The following is a 15,818-nucleotide window of genomic DNA, read 5'->3' as shown; positions in this document are numbered from 1 at the left end:
GGCCACGGCGACGCCCTCCCCGCGCCCTCCGCCGATCTCGCGGCGTGGAGCGACGCGCTGCTACCAACGCTTCCCGAGCGCGCCGTCCTGTGCGGCTGGTCGCTCGGCAGCCTCGTCGCACTCGACCTCGCCCACCGCCATCCGGAGCGCGTCGCGCGCCTGATCCTGATCGGCGCCACGCCCTGCTTCGTCGCCCGCAGCGGCGACGCCCCGTGGCCCCACGGCCTCGACGCCGCTACCGTTGCCGCCTTCAACGCGAGCTTCGCGACCGATCCCGCGGGCACGCAGAAGAAGTTCATCGCCCTACAGTCCCTCGGCGATGCCCAGCGCCGCACCGTCGCGGCCAAGCTCGCTGCCGCCCTTGCCGACACCGGCCACGAGCGTGCGGCGGGCCTCTCCTGCGGACTGGAACTTCTCGCGAACACCGACCTCCGCGCCCTCCTGGCGGAGATCCGGCAGCCCACGCACCTGATCCACGGCGCAGGCGACGCACTGATGCCGCTCGCAGCCGCGGAATGGCTCGCGCAGCAGCTCCCGCACGCACGGCTCACGCGCCTTGACGACTGCGGCCACGCGCCCTTCCTGTCCCGTCCGCAGGACTGCGCCGCGCTCATCGCGGAAAGCCTCGATGACTGAGCACCGCCGCCACAAGCAGCAGGTCCGCAAGGCCTTCGACCGTGCCGCGGACAGCTACGACCGCGCCGCCGCCGTGCAGCGCGAAGTCTGCCATCGCCTCGCCGCCCTCGCGGCAGGAACACTCCCATCCGGGCCGGTTTCCCGCATCCTCGACGCCGGCTGCGGCACGGGCTTCGGGCTGGATCTCGTCGCCCGCTCCCATCCGGCCGTGCACCTCGTCGCGCTCGACTTCGCGCCGGCCATGCTCGCGCGACTGCGCCAGCACCGCCCCGCCGGCGAGATTTCGCCCCTGTGCGCCGACCTCGAAGCCCTTCCGCTCGCGGCCGGCTCGATCGATGCCGTGTGGTCCAGCCTCGCGCTGCAATGGTGCGACCCGGCGCTCGCGCTCGGCCAGCTCGCCGACGCCTTGCGCCCGGGCGGCGTCGCCTGGATCGCGACCCTCGGCCCCGCAACGCTATGGGAACTGCGCGAGGCGTTCGCGCGCGTCGACGCGGCGAGCCACGTGATCGGCTTCCACGCGCCGTCCGCCTGGATCGCCGCGGCGGAAAACGTCGGCCTCACGCTCATCGCCCGGGACCTCGACCCCGCCTACGCGCTCGCCCCCGACCTGCGCGGCCTGCTGCGCGACATCAAGGCGATCGGCGCCCACAGCGTCGGCGAACAGCGGCGCCGCAAGCCCCTCGGCCGCGCCGCCTGGCGCACGCTGGAAGCCGCCTACGAGACGCACCGCCGCCCCGACGGGCTGCTTCCCGCGACCTACGACCTCATCCTGCTCGCCCTCAGGAAACCGGAAACAAGCCATGACTGAACGCCGCGCCTGGTTCCTCACCGGCACCGACACCGAAATCGGCAAGACCTTCGTCACCTGCGCGCTGCTGCACGCGGCGCGCGCCGCCGGATACAGCGCCGTCGGCATGAAGCCCGTCGCCGCGGGCGCCGACCTGGTCGACGGCGAGCGCGTCAATGAAGATGCCGCACGCATCCGCGCCGCCGGCAGCTTCGACCCCGGCCTCCAGCTGCTGAACCCGTATTGCCTCGCGAGCCCGATCGCGCCGCACATCGCCGCGGCCGAAGAGCACATCCACATCGAACCGGCACGCATCCTGCGCGCCTTCGAGGAGCTCGCCGCAAGCGCCGACGTCGTGATCGTCGAAGGCGTGGGGGGCTTCCGCGTCCCGCTCGACGAGCGCTACGACACCGCTGATCTCGCCGTGGACTTCGCGCTGCCGGTGATCCTCGTCGTCGGCATGCGCCTGGGCTGCATCAACCACGCGCTCCTGACCGTCGAGGCCCTCGCGGCGCGCGGCCTGCACCTCGCGGGCTGGATCGCGAACCGCGTCGATCCGGCGATGCTGCGCTTCGACGAAAACCTCGCTGCCCTGCAGGCAAGGATTCCCGCGCCTTTGCTGGGAGTCGTCCCCCACGTCAACGACGGCAACGCGGCAAGCGCCGCCCACGCGCTACGCCTGCCGGACTGATCCGGCCGGCCGTCGCAGTACCGGGCTACGCGCGCCTCGCGGCGCCCTGCTGACGCACCTGTTCGAACAGGCAGATCGCCGCGGCTGCACCGACGTTCAACGACTCGACCGCCCCCGGCATCGGGATCACGACCAGCCCGCTCGCCAGGGCGGCGACCTCCGCCGACAGCCCCTGCCCTTCCGCCCCGAACAGCCACGCGACCGGCCCGCGCAGATCGCAGTCGTAGAGCGGGCGCGCCCCCGCCCCCAGGCCGGTCGCGAGGACCTGCCCCGGATACTCGCGCAGCACCTCCGCGACCTGCACGTGCTCGTGAATCCGCAGGCAGAAGTGCCCGCCCATTCCGGCACGCAGCACCCGCGGCGACCACGCCTGCGCGCATCCGGGGGTCAGCAGGATCTCCTTCAGCCCCGCTGCCGCGGCCGTGCGCAGGATCGTCCCGAGATTGCCGGCGTCCTGCACCCCGTCGAGCACCAGCAGCGAATCACGCAGCCCCTTCGGCATCGGCGACGGCGGGATGTCGATGACGGCCAGAATGCCCGACGGAGAATCAACCGGGCTCACATGCGCGAACAGCGGATCGGTGAGCTGAAGTGCAGGCAGGGAACTGCAGCGTTCGACGATCCCGCGAATCTCCGGCCGCTCCAGCCCTTGCGCGCTGACGACGAGCTCCCGCAGCGGCCAACTGGCGTCCAGCGCCGCCTGCACGAGGTGCGCCCCATCGAGCAAGGTCAGCCCGCTGCAGCGCCGTTCGCGCGACGACGTCGCCAGCGCATGCAGGCGCTTCACATTGGGATTGTCGCGGGAAGTGATCGCTTTCAAGATCGCGCCGGCAGGAAAGCGGGCCTCAGACGCCCAGCCCCAGCGTCGCGATCGCAACCGTCGCGGCACCGAGCACGATGTTGAAGCCGACGCGCTGGCGGATCTGGTTGAGCGCCACCGCGCCCGCCGCCCACTCCTCGCGCGCCACGGCGGCCCGCAAGCGGCGCCACGGACCGAACCAGAGCGACAGGAACACCGCGATCATCACGAGGCCGGTCAGCATCATCACGTGCCATGCGCGCGGTGCGTTACCGAACCCGACCTCGATCAGCCTTCCGATGCCGGTCACCGGGATCAGCACGACCGCCCCCCACACCATCGGAAAGAAGCGCTCGAACACGCCGACCCACAAGGGCAGGCGCTGGGACGGCGGCAGCGCCGCGGCAGCCGGCCGCAGGCACAGATAGGCGAAAACCATTCCGCCCACCCACACGATGACGCTCGCCAGATGAAGGAAGAGCACCAGATGCCGAAGCGTCATAGCAAGGTCCCTGCAGGCCAGAGTTCGGGATTATCCACCAGCGCGCGCACCGGGCCGAAGCTGCGCCGATAGCAGTCGATCACGCCGTGGCGTCGCAGCGCGGCGAGATGCGCCGCCGTCGGATAGCCCTTGTGCGCCCCGAAGCCGTACTGCGGGTGGACCGCATCCAGCGCCATCATCTGCGCATCGCGCACCGTCTTGGCGAGAATCGACGCCGCGGCAATCGCCGGCACCGTGGCATCGCCTTTCACCACCGCCTCGCACGGAACGTCCAGCTTCGGGCAACGGTTGCCGTCCACCCGCACCAGATCCGGCACGCGTCCGAGCGCAGCGACCGCGCGCTGCATCGCCAGCATCGTCGCGTGCAGGATGTTGAAGCGGTCGATCTCCTCGACGTTCGCCTCGGCCACGGCCCAAGCCAGCGCACGCTCACGGATCAACGGCGCAAGGCGCTCGCGCGCCCGCTCGGTGAGCTTTTTCGAGTCGTCGAGTCCCTCGATCGGTCGCGTCGGATCGAGGATCACCGCGGCCGCCACCACCGAACCCGCCAGCGGCCCGCGTCCGGCCTCATCGACGCCGCAGATCAGGCCGGTTGCCGGGACGGATTCCATGCAGGCGCCTTGTTGAGGTAAGGGAGGATCGCGGCCGCAGCCTTCTCCGCGGTGTTCTGGCGCAACTGCAGGTGCAGCGCCTCGAAACGCTCGGCGAGCGAGGTACAGGCCTCGGGGTCGCCGAGCCAGCGGTCGAGCGCATCTGCCAGCGCCACGGGTGTCGCATCGTCCTGCAGCAGTTCCGGCACGACGGTCTCGTTGCACAGGATGTTCGGCAAGCCCACCCACGGGAGATACGCCATCCGCTTCATCAGCCGGTACTGCCACTTGCCGATGCGGTAGCTGATGACCATCGGGCGCTTCAGCAAGGCCGCTTCCAGGCTTGCGGTTCCGCTCGCCACGAGCACCGCGTCGGCCGCCGTCATCGCCTCGACCGCGTGCCCGAACAGCATGCGCACCGGCAACTCCTCGGCCTGCGCCACACGCAAGGCCTCGGCAAACAACGCCCGGGTTTCGCGCGTCGCCAGGGGTACGACGAAAGACACCTCCGGATGCCGTTCGCGCAGGATTCTCGCCGTTTCGATGTAGATCGGCGCAAGATTGCGCACTTCGGACTGGCGACTCCCCGGCAACAGCGCGATCACCTGCCCCTCCGCGGGCAGGCCCAGCAGCTCACGCGCGTACTCGCGGTCGGGATTCATCGGAAACACGTCGGCAAGCGGGTGCCCGACATAACTCACCGGCACCCCCGCGCTCTCGTACAGGCCTGGCTCGAAGGGGAAGAGGCACAGCATGTGCGAGACCGAGCGCGCGATCGCCTTGATCCGCCCGCCGCGCCAGGCCCAGATCGACGGGCTCACGAAATGGATCGCCGGCATGCCGGCGTCGCGGATCTTCCGTTCCAGCCAGAGATTGAAATCGGGCGCATCGACCCCGATGAAGGCGTCCGGGCGTTCGGCATTCACCTGCTTCAGCAGCGTCCTGCGGATCCCGGAAAGCTCGCGATAGCGCTTCAGCGCATCGACATAACCATGCACCGCGAGCCGCTCGCACGCCCACCGTGCATCGAAGCCCTCGGCCTGCATCTTCGGCCCGCCGATACCGAAGAATTCGGCATCGGGAATCCTGTGCCGGATCGCCCGGATCAGGTGACTCGCGAGCAGGTCTCCCGAGGCCTCGCCCGCCACCATCGCAATGCGGATTGCCATGGCATCAGCGGACGATACCGCGCTCCGATGCCGCGATGAAATCGCTGAAAGGCGCGACCTCTGCATGATCCGCGGCAAGCTCGCCGACGCGCGCACGCGCCTCGTCGAGTCTCAGGCCGGAGCGATACAGCGCGCGATATGCCCGTTTGATCGCGGCGATGCCATCCGCTGAATAGCCGCGCCGGCGCAGTCCTTCGCTGTTGATGCCATGCGGTTTGGCCGGATTGCCCGCAACGGTCACGTAGGGCGGCAGGTCCTGCAGCAGCACCGTACCCACACCACAGAAACTGTGCGCCCCGACGCGCACGAATTGATGCACGCCCGTGAAGCCGCCGAGAATCGCCCAGTCACCGACATGCACGTGCCCGGCGAGCGTCGCATTGTTCGCGAAAATCGTGTGGTTGCCGACGTTGCAGTCATGCGCGACATGCACGTAGGCCATGATCCAGTTGTCGCTGCCGATGCGCGTAACACCGGCGTCCTGGCTGGTGCCGACGTTGAAGGAGCAGAACTCGCGGATCGTGTTGCGGTCGCCGATCTCGAGCAAGGTCGGCTCCTCGTCGTACTTCTTGTCCTGCGGCACGGCGCCGATCGAGCAGAACTGGAAGATCTCGTTGTCCCGCCCGATCTTCGTGCGCCCCTCGATCACGACATGGGGGCCGATGCGCGTGTTGTCCCCGATCTCGACATGCTCGCCGATCACGGAGTACGGGCCGATCGCGACGTTCGTCCCGATCCTGGCGTCCGGATGAACGATGGCCGTCGCGTGGATCATGACAGCGTCTTGAGAGCGCACATCAGCTCGGCCTCGGCCGCGACCTCGCCCGCGACGCGCGCCACGCCCTTGTACTTGTAGATATTGCGCTTGCTCTGCGTGATCTCGACGTCGAAATGCAGCTGATCGCCGGGCACGACCGGACGCTTGAAGCGCACGTTGTCGATGCCGGCAAAATACACGACCGAGTTCTCGTCCGGCTTGATCCCCATCGTCTTGAACGACAAGAGCGCGGCCGCCTGGGCCATCGCCTCGACGATCAGCACGCCCGGCATCACCGGGTGATGGGGGAAGTGTCCGGGGAAGAAAGGCTCGTTCATCGTGACGTTCTTCAGCGCCAGGATACGTTTGCCTTCCTCGAGCTCCAGCACCCTGTCGACCAGCAGGAAAGGATAGCGATGCGGCAGGTATTGGAGAATTTCGTTGATGTCCATGGAGCTCACTCAGGCTTGTGTTCTTCGAGGCGTTGTTCGAGGGCGCGTATTCTATCCACGAGCACATCGAGATGGCGCAAATGCGCAAAATTCCTGACCCAGTCGGCGTGCCCCTGCACCGGGAGATTGGCGGTATAGACACCGCGTTTCGTAATCGACTTCGTGACCAGCGTACCTGCCGAAACGACCACGTCGTCGGCGATGTTCAGGTGGCCGATGATCCCCGCCTGGCCGCCGATCATGCAGCGTGCGCCGATGGTCGTACTGCCCGCGACACCGACACAACCCGCGATCGCCGTGTACTCGCCGATCCGGACGTTATGGCCGATCTGGATCTGGTTGTCGAGCTTCACGCCGTTGCCGATCACGGTGTCATCGAGCGCGCCGCGGTCTATCGTCGTGTTCGCGCCGATTTCGACATCGTCGCCGATCACCACGCGCCCGACCTGCGGAATCTTGATCCAGCTGCCGTCGCGCTCGCGCGCGAAACCGAAACCATCGGAACCGACCACCGCACCGGAATGCACGATGCAGTCCGCCCCGATCACGCAGTTGGCATAAACGGTGACATTGGCGTGCAGCCGTGTCCGTGCGCCGATACTTGCACCCCTTGCGATGCGGCAGCCCGGGCCGATCACCACGCCCTCACCCAGCTTTACATCGGCTTCGATCGAGGCGCCCGCCCCGATCGCCACCGACGACGGCACCGGGCTCGCGACGCTCGCGCTCGCATGCGCGCCCGGAGCGAAGGTCTCGGGCGGATTGAAGAGCTGCGCGACGCGCGCAAAATAGGCGTACGGATCGTCGGTGACGATCAGCGGCCGGTCGCTCAACGCCCGCGCTGCCGGCGCGACGATAACGGCGGAGGCCCGGCAGCTGCCCAGTCGCGACTGATACTTCGGATTCGCAAGGAACGCCAGGTCGCCCTCTCCGGCCTGATCCAGCGTCGCCACACGCCGCACGACCGTGGCCGGATCCCCCACCAGTTCGCCGCCCAGCCGGGCGACCAGCTCATCCAGCCGGAACATGTCGTGCAAACGTTCGCCTTACTTGCCGTCGGCGAGCGCCTTGATCACCTTGTCGGTGATATCGATCCGCGGGCTGGCGTAAACGGCCTCCTGCAGGATCACGTCGAACTTCTCGGCCTCGGCGATCTGCTTCACGGCGCGGTTCGCGCGATCGAGGACCGATGCGAGCTCCTCGTTGCGACGCTGGTTCAGATCCTCGCGGAATTCGCGCTGCTTGCGCTGAAAATCGCGGTTCAAATCGTTGAAGTTGCGCTCCTTGGTCCGACGGTCGGGTTCCGCCATCGTGACGCCGTTGCGCTCGAGATCTTCCTGCGTGGTCTGCAACTCCTTGCCGAGGCGCTGGAGTTCCTGGTCGCGCTTCTCGAATTCCTTCTCCAGTCGCTGCTGGGCGCGCACGGCCGGTGCTGCTTCGCGCATCACGCGATCGGAATTCACGAACCCGATCTTCGACTCGGCGAATGCCGTCGGAGCCGCAATGCTCAGAACCGCAGCGGCAAGAACGGACAATGTCGTAGCTTTCACTTATCTCTCCAACGGTTTCAGGTAGTCCGGCCGATCAGAAAACCGAGCCAAGCTGGAACTGGAACTTCTGCGTCTCGTCGTCCTTTTCCTTCTTGATCGGGAAGCCGAGACTGAACTTCAGCGGACCAATCGGCGAGCTCCAGGAGAACGCCAAACCGGTACTGTAGCGCAGGTCGCTCATTTTCGCCTTGTCGCTCGATGCCCACACGGTACCGGCATCGAGGAAGGCCGACATGCGGAACGAGCGATCCATTCCCGAACCCGGCAGCGGGAAATAGAATTCGGCGTTGCCAATCACGCGCCGGTTACCGCCCAGCGCGTCCTCGCTGACCGGATCCTTCGGGCCGATCGAGCTCTGCTGGAAACCGCGAATCGAGCCGATACCGCCGGCATAGAAGTTCTTGTAGAACGGCAGCGTCTTCTCGCCGTAGCCCTTGGCCCAGCCGAGGTCGGCGTTGAGCATCAATGCATAGTCGCGCCCGAACGGGAACCAGTGCTGATACTGGTAGTTGACCTTGGTGTACTTCAGCTCGCCCGGCGGCACGGCCATTTCACCGAACACGCGCTGGAAACTGCCCTTGCGCGGATAGATCACGCTGTCGCGCGTGTCGCGCGCCCAACCGGCCGATGCCACCAGGCTATTGACCGTGACGTCGCCGATGCCGGTGGCGCTGCTGCAGCCCTGCTCCTTGCAGAAATTGATGTACTGCACGGGGCTGTCCGCGAACGTCGTGATCTTGGTGCGATCGACGGCCAGGCCGAAGTTGATCGAGTCATCCTCGCCGATCGGATAGCCGACACGCAGACCGGCACCGGTCGACACGGTCTTGTACGGTGCCACGGAAAGCGTATTCGAGGGATCGTAGGTCCGATTGTAGAGATCCCATCCCAGGCTCACGCCATCGATCGTGTAGTACGGATCGGTGAAGGACAGCGCCAGGGTGCGGCTCGACTTGCTGGTATTCACCGCAAGGGTCAGCGCATTGCCCGAGCCGAAGAGGTTCTGCTGCGACACCGACGCCGAAAGGACCACCTTTTCCGAGCTGGAGAAACCGGCACCCAGCGACAGGTTGCCGGTCGCCCTTTCCTTGACGTTGAAGTTCACGTCGACCTGATCCGTGGTACCCGTGACGGCGGGCGTCTCCACGTTGACTTCCTCGAAGTGCCCGAGCCGGTCGATCCGCGTGCGCGAGCGATTGATCTGCGCGGCGTCGTACCAGGCACCTTCCATCTGGCGCATTTCCCGCCGGATCACCTCGTCGCGCGTCTTCGTGTTGCCGCCGACGTTGATGCGGCGGACATACACCCGGCGACCGGGATCGACGAAGATCGTGAAGGCGACTTCGCGTTTCTCCTTGTCCACCTCCGGCGCGGCATTCACGTTCGCAAACGCGTAGCCCTCGTTGCCCAGCCGGTCGGCCACCGCCTTCGTCGTCTCGGTGAGCTTCTCGCGCGAAAAGATCTCGCCCGGCTTGATCACGACGAGCTTCTTGTACTCTTCCTCGGGCAGCACCAGATCGCCGGCAAAGCGCACGGCGGAAACCGTGTAGCGCTCGCCCTCGGTGATGCTCAGCGTGATGTAGATGTCCTTCTTGTCGGGCGTGATCGAAACCTGGGTGGAGTCGATGTTGAAGTCGAGATAGCCGCGGTTCAGGTAGTAGGAGCGCAGCGTCTCGAGATCCGCCGACAGCTTCTGGCGCGAATACTGGTCGTTCTTCGTATACCAGGTGAGCCAGCCCGGCGTCGAAAGCTGGAACAGGCCCAGCAATTCCGATTCCTTGAACGCCTTGTTGCCGATGATGCCGATCTGGCGGATCTTCGCCACATCGCCTTCATCGACCTTGAAATTGATGCCGACCCGGTTGCGCTCGAGCGGCGTCACGGTCGTCTCGATCACCGCCGCATACTTGCCGCGGCTCAGGTACTGCCGCTTCAGCTCCTGCTCGGCGCGCTCGAGCAGCGCCCGGTCGAAGATCCGCGACTCGGCCAGGCCGACGTCCTTCAGGCCCTTCTTCAACGCGTCCTTGTCGAATTCCTTCACGCCGACGAAGTCGATCTGCGCGATCGCCGGACGTTCGTCGACGAGCACGACCAGGACATCGCCCTCGACCTCGATGCGCACGTCCTTGAAGAATCCGGTTGCGAACAGGCCGCGGATCGCTTCGGCCGCCTGCGCCTCGGTAAAGGTTTCCCCCACCCGAACGGGGAGGTAGTTGAACACGGTGCCCGCCTCGGTACGCTGGATACCCTCGACGCGGATGTCCTTGACGACGAACGGTTCAAACGCAAACACCGGGGCAGCGGCAAAAAGGGCCGCCAGGAGCCCGGACAGGAGCTTCAGTTTCATCAGGGAATCAGCCGGAAATGAGACGGTTTATGTCGTTGTAGAAGGCAAACGCCATCAGCATCGCAAGCGCAACCAGACCGATCTGCTGACCGATCTCCATGATGCGCTCGGGGATGGGACCGCCCTTGATAATCTCTATCACATAATACAGTAAATGCCCCCCATCCAGCACCGGGATGGGCAGCAGGTTCAGCACGCCCAGGCTGATACTGATGAGTGCTATGAACTTCAGGTAGTGATCCAGGCCCAGCTTCGCCGACTGCCCGGCATAGTCCGCGATCGTGACCGGCCCCGACAGGTTCTTCCACGAAATCTCGCCGGTGATCATGCGCCCGATCATCTTCAGGCTGAGGACGCTGGTCTCCCAGGTCTGCGCGAGCGCCTTGCCCAGCCCCTCGACCGGACCATATCTCACCACCGCAAACAACGCTTCCCTGCTCACACCGCCATCGGCCACCGCCACGCCGATCTTGCCGACCTGCGTGCCGCGCTCGTCCACGGCATCCGGCACCAGCTTCAGCTCGATGCGTTGCCCGCCCCGCTGCACGACGGCAGCGATCGGCTGTCCAGGCCGCTGGCGGACACGCTCGACCAGTTCGCGCCAGGATGCCAGCTTCGCGCCATCGAGCTCCACGAAGCGGTCGCCGGCCAGCAGCCCGGCCCGGGCACCGGCTCCGCCGTCCACGACCTTGCCGACGACCGGCTCGATGATCGGGCGCCACGGTTTCAGGCCGACGTTCGCGATCAGGTCCTGGTCGCCATCTTCGATCCGCACACCGGTCAGATCCAGTTTCCGATAGGCGTCCACACCCTCTGCGGTGCGCACGTGCAGCGAAACCTCGCGGGCATCGAGCGCGCGACGCAACAGCGCCCAGCGCAATTCGGGCCAGCTCCGCACCGCCTCCTCATCGACCACAAGCACCAGATCGCCGTCGCGAACCCCTGCCGCAGCGGCCGGCGTTGCCGCTCCGGTCACCGCGAGCACCGGCTTCAGCTCCTCGGTACCGGTCGAGAAAAGGCCCCAGTAGAGCACCACGGCCAGCAGGAAATTCGCGATGGGACCGGCCGCGACGACGGCGAAACGCCTGCCGACGGGCTGGCGATTGAACGCCCGGTGCAGCTCCTCCGGGGCGACCTCGCCTTCACGCTCATCGAGCATCTTCACGTAGCCGCCGAGCGGAAATACCGCAAGCGCCCAGACCGTACGATCGGCACCGGCCGTCCAGCTCAGGAGCGGCCGTCCGAATCCGATCGAGAAGCGCAGGACCTTGACCCCGCACCAGCGCGCAACGAGGTAATGGCCCAGCTCATGCGCGAGAATCAGCAGCCCGAGGGCCAGGACGAAAGGAATCAGGTATTCGAACAGGTTCATCGGCTCGTGGCGCGGGCGAGGATCTCCGTGCACGCGATGTCACGAGCACGGGCGTCCGCATTGATGATTGCTTCGAGCGAGTCGACCGACAAGCCCTGCGCACGTTCCAGCGTGGCCGAAATTACGTCGGCAATCCCGCGATAACCCAGGCGCCCGTCCAGGAACGCCGCAACCGCTTCCTCGTTCGCGGCATTCAGCACCGCTGCTGCCGCCCCCCCTTCCCGAAGCGCCTGATACGCGAGCGCCAGACAGGGGAAGCGCCCGAAATCGGGCCGCTCGAAGGTCAGGCGCGCGATCTCGAACAGATCCAGCGAGCGAACCCCCGCGTCGATACGCTCCGGGTAGGCCATCGCATGTGCGATCGGCGTGCGCATGTCGGGGTTGCCAAGCTGCGCCAGAACCGAACCGTCCGCGTATTCGACCATCGAATGGATCACGCTCTGGGGGTGCACGACGACGTCGATACGCTCGGCCGGCACACCGAACAGCCAGTGCGCCTCGATGACCTCGAGTCCCTTGTTCATCATGGTCGCCGAATCGACCGAGATCTTTCGTCCCATCACCCAGTTGGGATGAGCGCACGCCTCATCGGGCGTCACATCCTGCAGGCTCTCAAGGGAACGCTCGCGGAACGGGCCGCCGGACGCAGTCAGCAGGACGCGCCGGATTCCGCGCTCGTCGGCATTGCGGCGATAGTCATGCGGCAGTGCCTGGAATACCGCGTTGTGCTCGCTGTCGATGGGGAGCAGCTGCGCCCCGCTCGACGCCACCGCGTCCATGAACAGTGCACCGGACAGGACCAGCGCCTCCTTATTCGCGAGCAGCACCCGCTTGCCCGCGCGCGCCGCAGCCAGCGTCGGCGCCAGTCCGGCAGCACCGACGATGGCCGCCATCACGGCATCGACCTCGTCATGCTGCGCGACCTCGATCAATGCCTCGGCGCCCTCGAGGACTTCGGTCGACGCGCCTTCGCCCTTGAGGCGATCGCGCAATTGCGCCGCCGCCGACGGATTCGCCATCACCGCGAAACGCGGCGAAAAGCGCATGCACAGTTCCACCATCCGGTCGACGCTAGCCTGGGCCGTTAGTGCGAAGGCTTCGAAACGGTCCGGGTGACGCGCGATCACGTCGAGCGTGCTCATGCCGATCGAGCCGGTTGCCCCCAGCACGGTCACGCGTTGAATTGTCGTATCAGGCATTGATCAGGTTGCGAACCAGAGGGCCGCGAGGCCGACCAGCGGGAGGGTTGAAGTGAGGCTGTCGATGCGATCCAGGATGCCCCCATGGCCCGGCAACAGCGCACCGCTGTCCTTGACGCCGGCCTGGCGCTTGAGCAGGGACTCGAACAGGTCGCCCAGGATGCTCACGGCCGTGAATCCGGCCAGCAAGGGGATCAGCGCCGCGATGAGCGCCCCTCGCGCAAACTCCGGGGACGAGCCCAGTGCGACCAGCACGCCGAACGTCATGACCCCGGCGACGGCGCCCCCGGCGCCTTCCCAGGTTTTTCCCGGACTGATCTCGGGCGCCAGCTTCCGGCGACCGAATGCACGCCCGGTGAAATAGGCCGAGATGTCGGCAACGGATACGGACGCAATCGCGGCAAGCAGCAGCCAGGGACTGACCAGCCGCAGATGCGCCAGGGCGAGCGCCGGCGGCAGCAGGACGACCAGTCCGACGAGGACGGTGCTCGCGCTTCCCTGCAGCCGCCATTTCCGCTTCAGCCAGAAAGGCGCCACGGCAAGCCAGAACACAGCGCTGAGTGCGTAGAAACCGAGCAGGCCGATCGGCGCCTGACCCGCTGCGCTCCCGAGCCCGGCAAAGGCGCCGAGCAGCAGGCATGCGAGGCCCATCGACACCGCATATACCGCACGTTGGACAGTCGCAAAACGTCCAAGGCCACCCCACTCCCACGCGGCTCCCCCGCAGATCAGGCTGGCGAATGCCAGCCACCCGAGTGGCGGAAGCAGGAAGAGCGCGCCCAGCAAGACGCCCAGCAGCACCAGCGCGGTAATTACCCGGGTTCTAAGCATGATCCGCCGCGTCGCTGTTCGCCGCAGGCTGCGCTGATGGCTTGTCGGATTCGCGCAGCTGCTCGCTGGTGCGACCGAACCGGCGCTCGCGCGACTGATACGACGCGATCGCGAGGTCGAGCGCCTTCTCGTCGAAATCCGGCCAGAGCGTGTCGGTGAAATAGAGTTCGGAATATGCGAGCTGCCACAGCAGGAAATTGCTAATGCGCTGCTCGCCGCCTGTCCGAATGAAGAGATCGGGCTCGGGACCGTAATTGAGCGAAAGCTCCGCGTTCAGGTCCTCTTCGGTGAATCCGGAACGGCGCTCGGGATGCTTGGTCAGCATGCGCTCGACCGCCTGAAGGATGTCCCAGCGGCCGCCATAATTCGCCGCGATCGTGAGCGTGAGGCGGTCGTTGTCGGCCATCAGCGCCTCTGCGCGCCGGATCATGTCGACCAATGCCGGTTCGAATCTGGACAGATCGCCGATCACGCGAAAGCGGATGCCGTTCTCGTGCAGGCGATCGATCTCCTTTTGCAGCGAGCGCATGAAGAGCTGCATCAGGAACGAGACTTCGTCAGCGGGGCGGCGCCAGTTTTCCGAGCTGAAGGCGAACAGGGTCAGGTGAGACACCCCTTTCGCGATGCACGCCCGGATGACCGCGCGCACGGACTCGACGCCCCGGCCATGACCGGCCACGCGCGGCATGAAGCGCTTGCGCGCCCAGCGCCCGTTACCGTCCATGATGATGGCGACATGTCGCGGAACGCCGGCCACCTCCGGGATTTCGCGCGTGGAGCTGGTAAAGGGTTTACGCGCCATCATGCGTCTCCCGCGTGGTGTCCCGCTGCCAGATCCGATCCCGGACGGATCAGATCTGCATCAGTTCCTGCTCTTTCTGGGCGAGCAGCTTGTCGATCTCGGCGATGTTCTTGTCCGTGAGCTTCTGGATGTCGTCCTGGGCGCGACGCTCATCGTCTTCCGAGATGGTCTTGTCCTTGACCGCATCCTTGAGCTGCTGGTTGGCGTCGCGACGCAGGTTGCGCACCGCCACCTTCGCCGTTTCGCCTTCGTGGCGCACGACCTTGGTCAGGTCGCGACGGCGCTCCTCCGTCAGGGCCGGCATCGGCACACGCAGGATCTCGCCCATGTTGGCCGGATTGAGGCCCAGATCGCTTTCGCGGATGGCCTTCTCGATCTTCGCCAGCATCGGCTTTTCCCACGCCTGGACGCCGATCGTGCGGGCGTCGACCAGCGTGACGTTGGCGACCTGGTTGATCGGGACCGGGCTGCCATAGTATTCGACCATCACGTGGTCGAGCAGGCCCGTGTGCGCGCGACCGGTGCGCACCTTGGCCAGGTCAGCCTTCAGTACCTCGATCGACTTGTGCATCTTCTGCTCGGTCGTTTTCTTGAGTTCGGCAATCATTCTCGAATCCTCAGGAATGGACCAGCGTGCCTTCGTCTTCGCCCATCACGACGCGCTTGAGCGCGCCCGGCTTGAAGATCGAGAACACGTTGATCGGCAGTTTCTGGTCGCGGCACAGCGCGAACGCGGTCGTATCCATCACGGCCAGATTGCGGCCGATCGCCTCGTCGAAGCTGATGCGATGATAGCGCTTCGCCTGCGGGTCCTTGTGCGGGTCCGCGGTGTACACGCCATCGACCTTGGTTGCCTTCAGCACGATCTGCGCGGCCATTTCAGAGCCGCGCAGGGCGGCGGCGGTATCGGTCGTGAAGAACGGGTTACCGGTACCCGCCGCGAAAATGACGACGCGCCCTTCCTCCATGTGGCGGATGGCACGTCCCCGGATATAGGGCTCGACGACCTGATCGATGCGCAGCGCGGACTGCACGCGCGCCTCGACGCCGGCACGGCGGAACGCGTCGGCCAGCGCCATCGCGTTCATGACCGTCGCGAGCATGCCCATGTAATCCGCGGTGGCGCGGTCCATGCCGGACGCTGCGCCCTTCATGCCGCGGAAGATGTTGCCGCCGCCGATCACCACGCCGACCTGCACACCGAGGTGCGTGACCTCGGCGATCTCGGCGACGATGCGGCTGACCACCTCTTCGTTGATGCCGTACGCGTCGTCGCCCATCAGGGCTTCGCCGGACAGTTTCAACATGATGCGCTTGTAGGCGGCGACACTCAT

Annotated in this window: 18 protein-coding genes; 3 read left to right on the top strand and 15 right to left on the bottom strand. The window is 66.2% G+C overall.

Annotated elements, in window-relative coordinates:
- The 3 genes from GPA22_RS15395 to bioD form a co-directional block, all read left to right on the top strand.
- Window positions 1–636 (top strand): alpha/beta fold hydrolase (locus GPA22_RS15395; protein WP_169256946.1); only part of this gene is annotated, 636 nt, incomplete at its 5' end.
- Window positions 629–1,444, top strand: a complete 816-nt coding sequence (locus GPA22_RS15390) for a methyltransferase domain-containing protein (RefSeq protein WP_169256945.1) — start codon at window positions 629–631, stop codon at window positions 1,442–1,444. The genes GPA22_RS15395 and GPA22_RS15390, both read left to right, overlap by 8 nt.
- On the top strand, window positions 1,437–2,114 hold the full coding sequence (gene bioD / locus GPA22_RS15385; protein WP_169256944.1) for a dethiobiotin synthase: 678 nt from the start codon (window positions 1,437–1,439) through the stop codon (window positions 2,112–2,114). The genes GPA22_RS15390 and bioD overlap by 8 nt, the downstream gene beginning before the upstream one ends.
- Window positions 2,115–2,139: 25 nt before the next feature.
- Here bioD and GPA22_RS15380 read toward each other — a convergent pair whose 3' ends face one another.
- From GPA22_RS15380 to pyrH, 15 genes are read right to left on the bottom strand one after another with little or no spacing between them, the layout of a single operon-like run.
- Window positions 2,140–2,934 carry a TrmH family RNA methyltransferase gene (locus tag GPA22_RS15380; protein WP_211169151.1) on the bottom strand — a complete coding sequence of 265 codons (795 nt, stop codon included), beginning with the start codon at window positions 2,932–2,934 and terminating at the stop codon, window positions 2,140–2,142.
- Between the two features lie 25 nt (window positions 2,935–2,959).
- Complete coding sequence (locus tag GPA22_RS15375) at window positions 2,960–3,415, bottom strand: CopD family protein (protein ID WP_169256943.1); 456 nt, start codon at window positions 3,413–3,415, stop codon at window positions 2,960–2,962.
- Window positions 3,412–4,026: a ribonuclease HII gene (gene rnhB / locus GPA22_RS15370; protein WP_169256942.1), complete on the bottom strand. Its 615-nt coding sequence runs from the start codon at window positions 4,024–4,026 to the stop codon at window positions 3,412–3,414. The genes GPA22_RS15375 and rnhB overlap by 4 nt, the downstream gene beginning before the upstream one ends.
- A complete protein-coding gene (lpxB, locus tag GPA22_RS15365) occupies window positions 3,999–5,174 on the bottom strand; it encodes a lipid-A-disaccharide synthase (protein ID WP_169256941.1) in 1,176 nt (391 codons plus the stop codon). The genes rnhB and lpxB overlap by 28 nt, the downstream gene beginning before the upstream one ends.
- 4 nt (window positions 5,175–5,178) lie before the next feature.
- Entirely contained in the window at window positions 5,179–5,949 is a 771-nt protein-coding gene (gene lpxA / locus GPA22_RS15360) for an acyl-ACP--UDP-N-acetylglucosamine O-acyltransferase (RefSeq protein WP_169256940.1), read from the bottom strand.
- A complete protein-coding gene (gene fabZ, locus GPA22_RS15355) occupies window positions 5,946–6,383 on the bottom strand; it encodes a 3-hydroxyacyl-ACP dehydratase FabZ (protein WP_169256939.1) in 438 nt (145 codons plus the stop codon). Before fabZ ends, lpxA begins: the two co-directional genes overlap by 4 nt.
- A 5-nt stretch (window positions 6,384–6,388) precedes the next feature.
- Entirely contained in the window at window positions 6,389–7,411 is a 1,023-nt protein-coding gene (gene lpxD / locus GPA22_RS15350; RefSeq protein WP_169256953.1) for a UDP-3-O-(3-hydroxymyristoyl)glucosamine N-acyltransferase, read from the bottom strand.
- An 18-nt stretch (window positions 7,412–7,429) separates the two neighbouring features.
- Window positions 7,430–7,933: an OmpH family outer membrane protein gene (locus GPA22_RS15345; protein WP_169256938.1), complete on the bottom strand. Its 504-nt coding sequence runs from the start codon at window positions 7,931–7,933 to the stop codon at window positions 7,430–7,432.
- A gap of 34 nt (window positions 7,934–7,967) precedes the next feature.
- Entirely contained in the window at window positions 7,968–10,280 is a 2,313-nt protein-coding gene (bamA, locus tag GPA22_RS15340; protein WP_169256937.1) for an outer membrane protein assembly factor BamA, read from the bottom strand.
- Between the two features lie 7 nt (window positions 10,281–10,287).
- Window positions 10,288–11,652 (bottom strand): RIP metalloprotease RseP, encoded by a 1,365-nt coding sequence (gene rseP / locus GPA22_RS15335; RefSeq protein WP_169256936.1) that lies wholly within the window; start codon window positions 11,650–11,652, stop codon window positions 10,288–10,290.
- A complete protein-coding gene (gene ispC, locus GPA22_RS15330; protein WP_169256935.1) occupies window positions 11,649–12,851 on the bottom strand; it encodes a 1-deoxy-D-xylulose-5-phosphate reductoisomerase in 1,203 nt (400 codons plus the stop codon). Before ispC ends, rseP begins: the two co-directional genes overlap by 4 nt.
- A 3-nt stretch (window positions 12,852–12,854) precedes the next feature.
- Entirely contained in the window at window positions 12,855–13,682 is an 828-nt protein-coding gene (locus GPA22_RS15325; RefSeq protein WP_169256934.1) for a phosphatidate cytidylyltransferase, read from the bottom strand.
- A complete protein-coding gene (gene uppS, locus GPA22_RS15320; RefSeq protein WP_169256952.1) occupies window positions 13,675–14,484 on the bottom strand; it encodes a polyprenyl diphosphate synthase in 810 nt (269 codons plus the stop codon). Before uppS ends, GPA22_RS15325 begins: the two co-directional genes overlap by 8 nt.
- Before the next feature lie 49 nt (window positions 14,485–14,533).
- Window positions 14,534–15,091, bottom strand: coding sequence for a ribosome recycling factor (gene frr, locus GPA22_RS15315; protein WP_169256933.1), 558 nt, complete (start codon window positions 15,089–15,091; stop codon window positions 14,534–14,536).
- Between the two features lie 10 nt (window positions 15,092–15,101).
- Window positions 15,102–15,818, bottom strand: a complete 717-nt coding sequence (gene pyrH / locus GPA22_RS15310) for a UMP kinase (RefSeq protein ID WP_169256951.1) — start codon at window positions 15,816–15,818, stop codon at window positions 15,102–15,104.

The sequence above is a fragment of the Aromatoleum toluvorans genome, from assembly GCF_012910905.1.
Taxonomy (GTDB): Bacteria; Pseudomonadota; Gammaproteobacteria; order Burkholderiales; family Rhodocyclaceae; genus Aromatoleum; species Aromatoleum toluvorans.
Note: the sequence above shows the minus strand (reverse complement) of the source record. Positions and strands in the feature narration are given on the sequence as shown.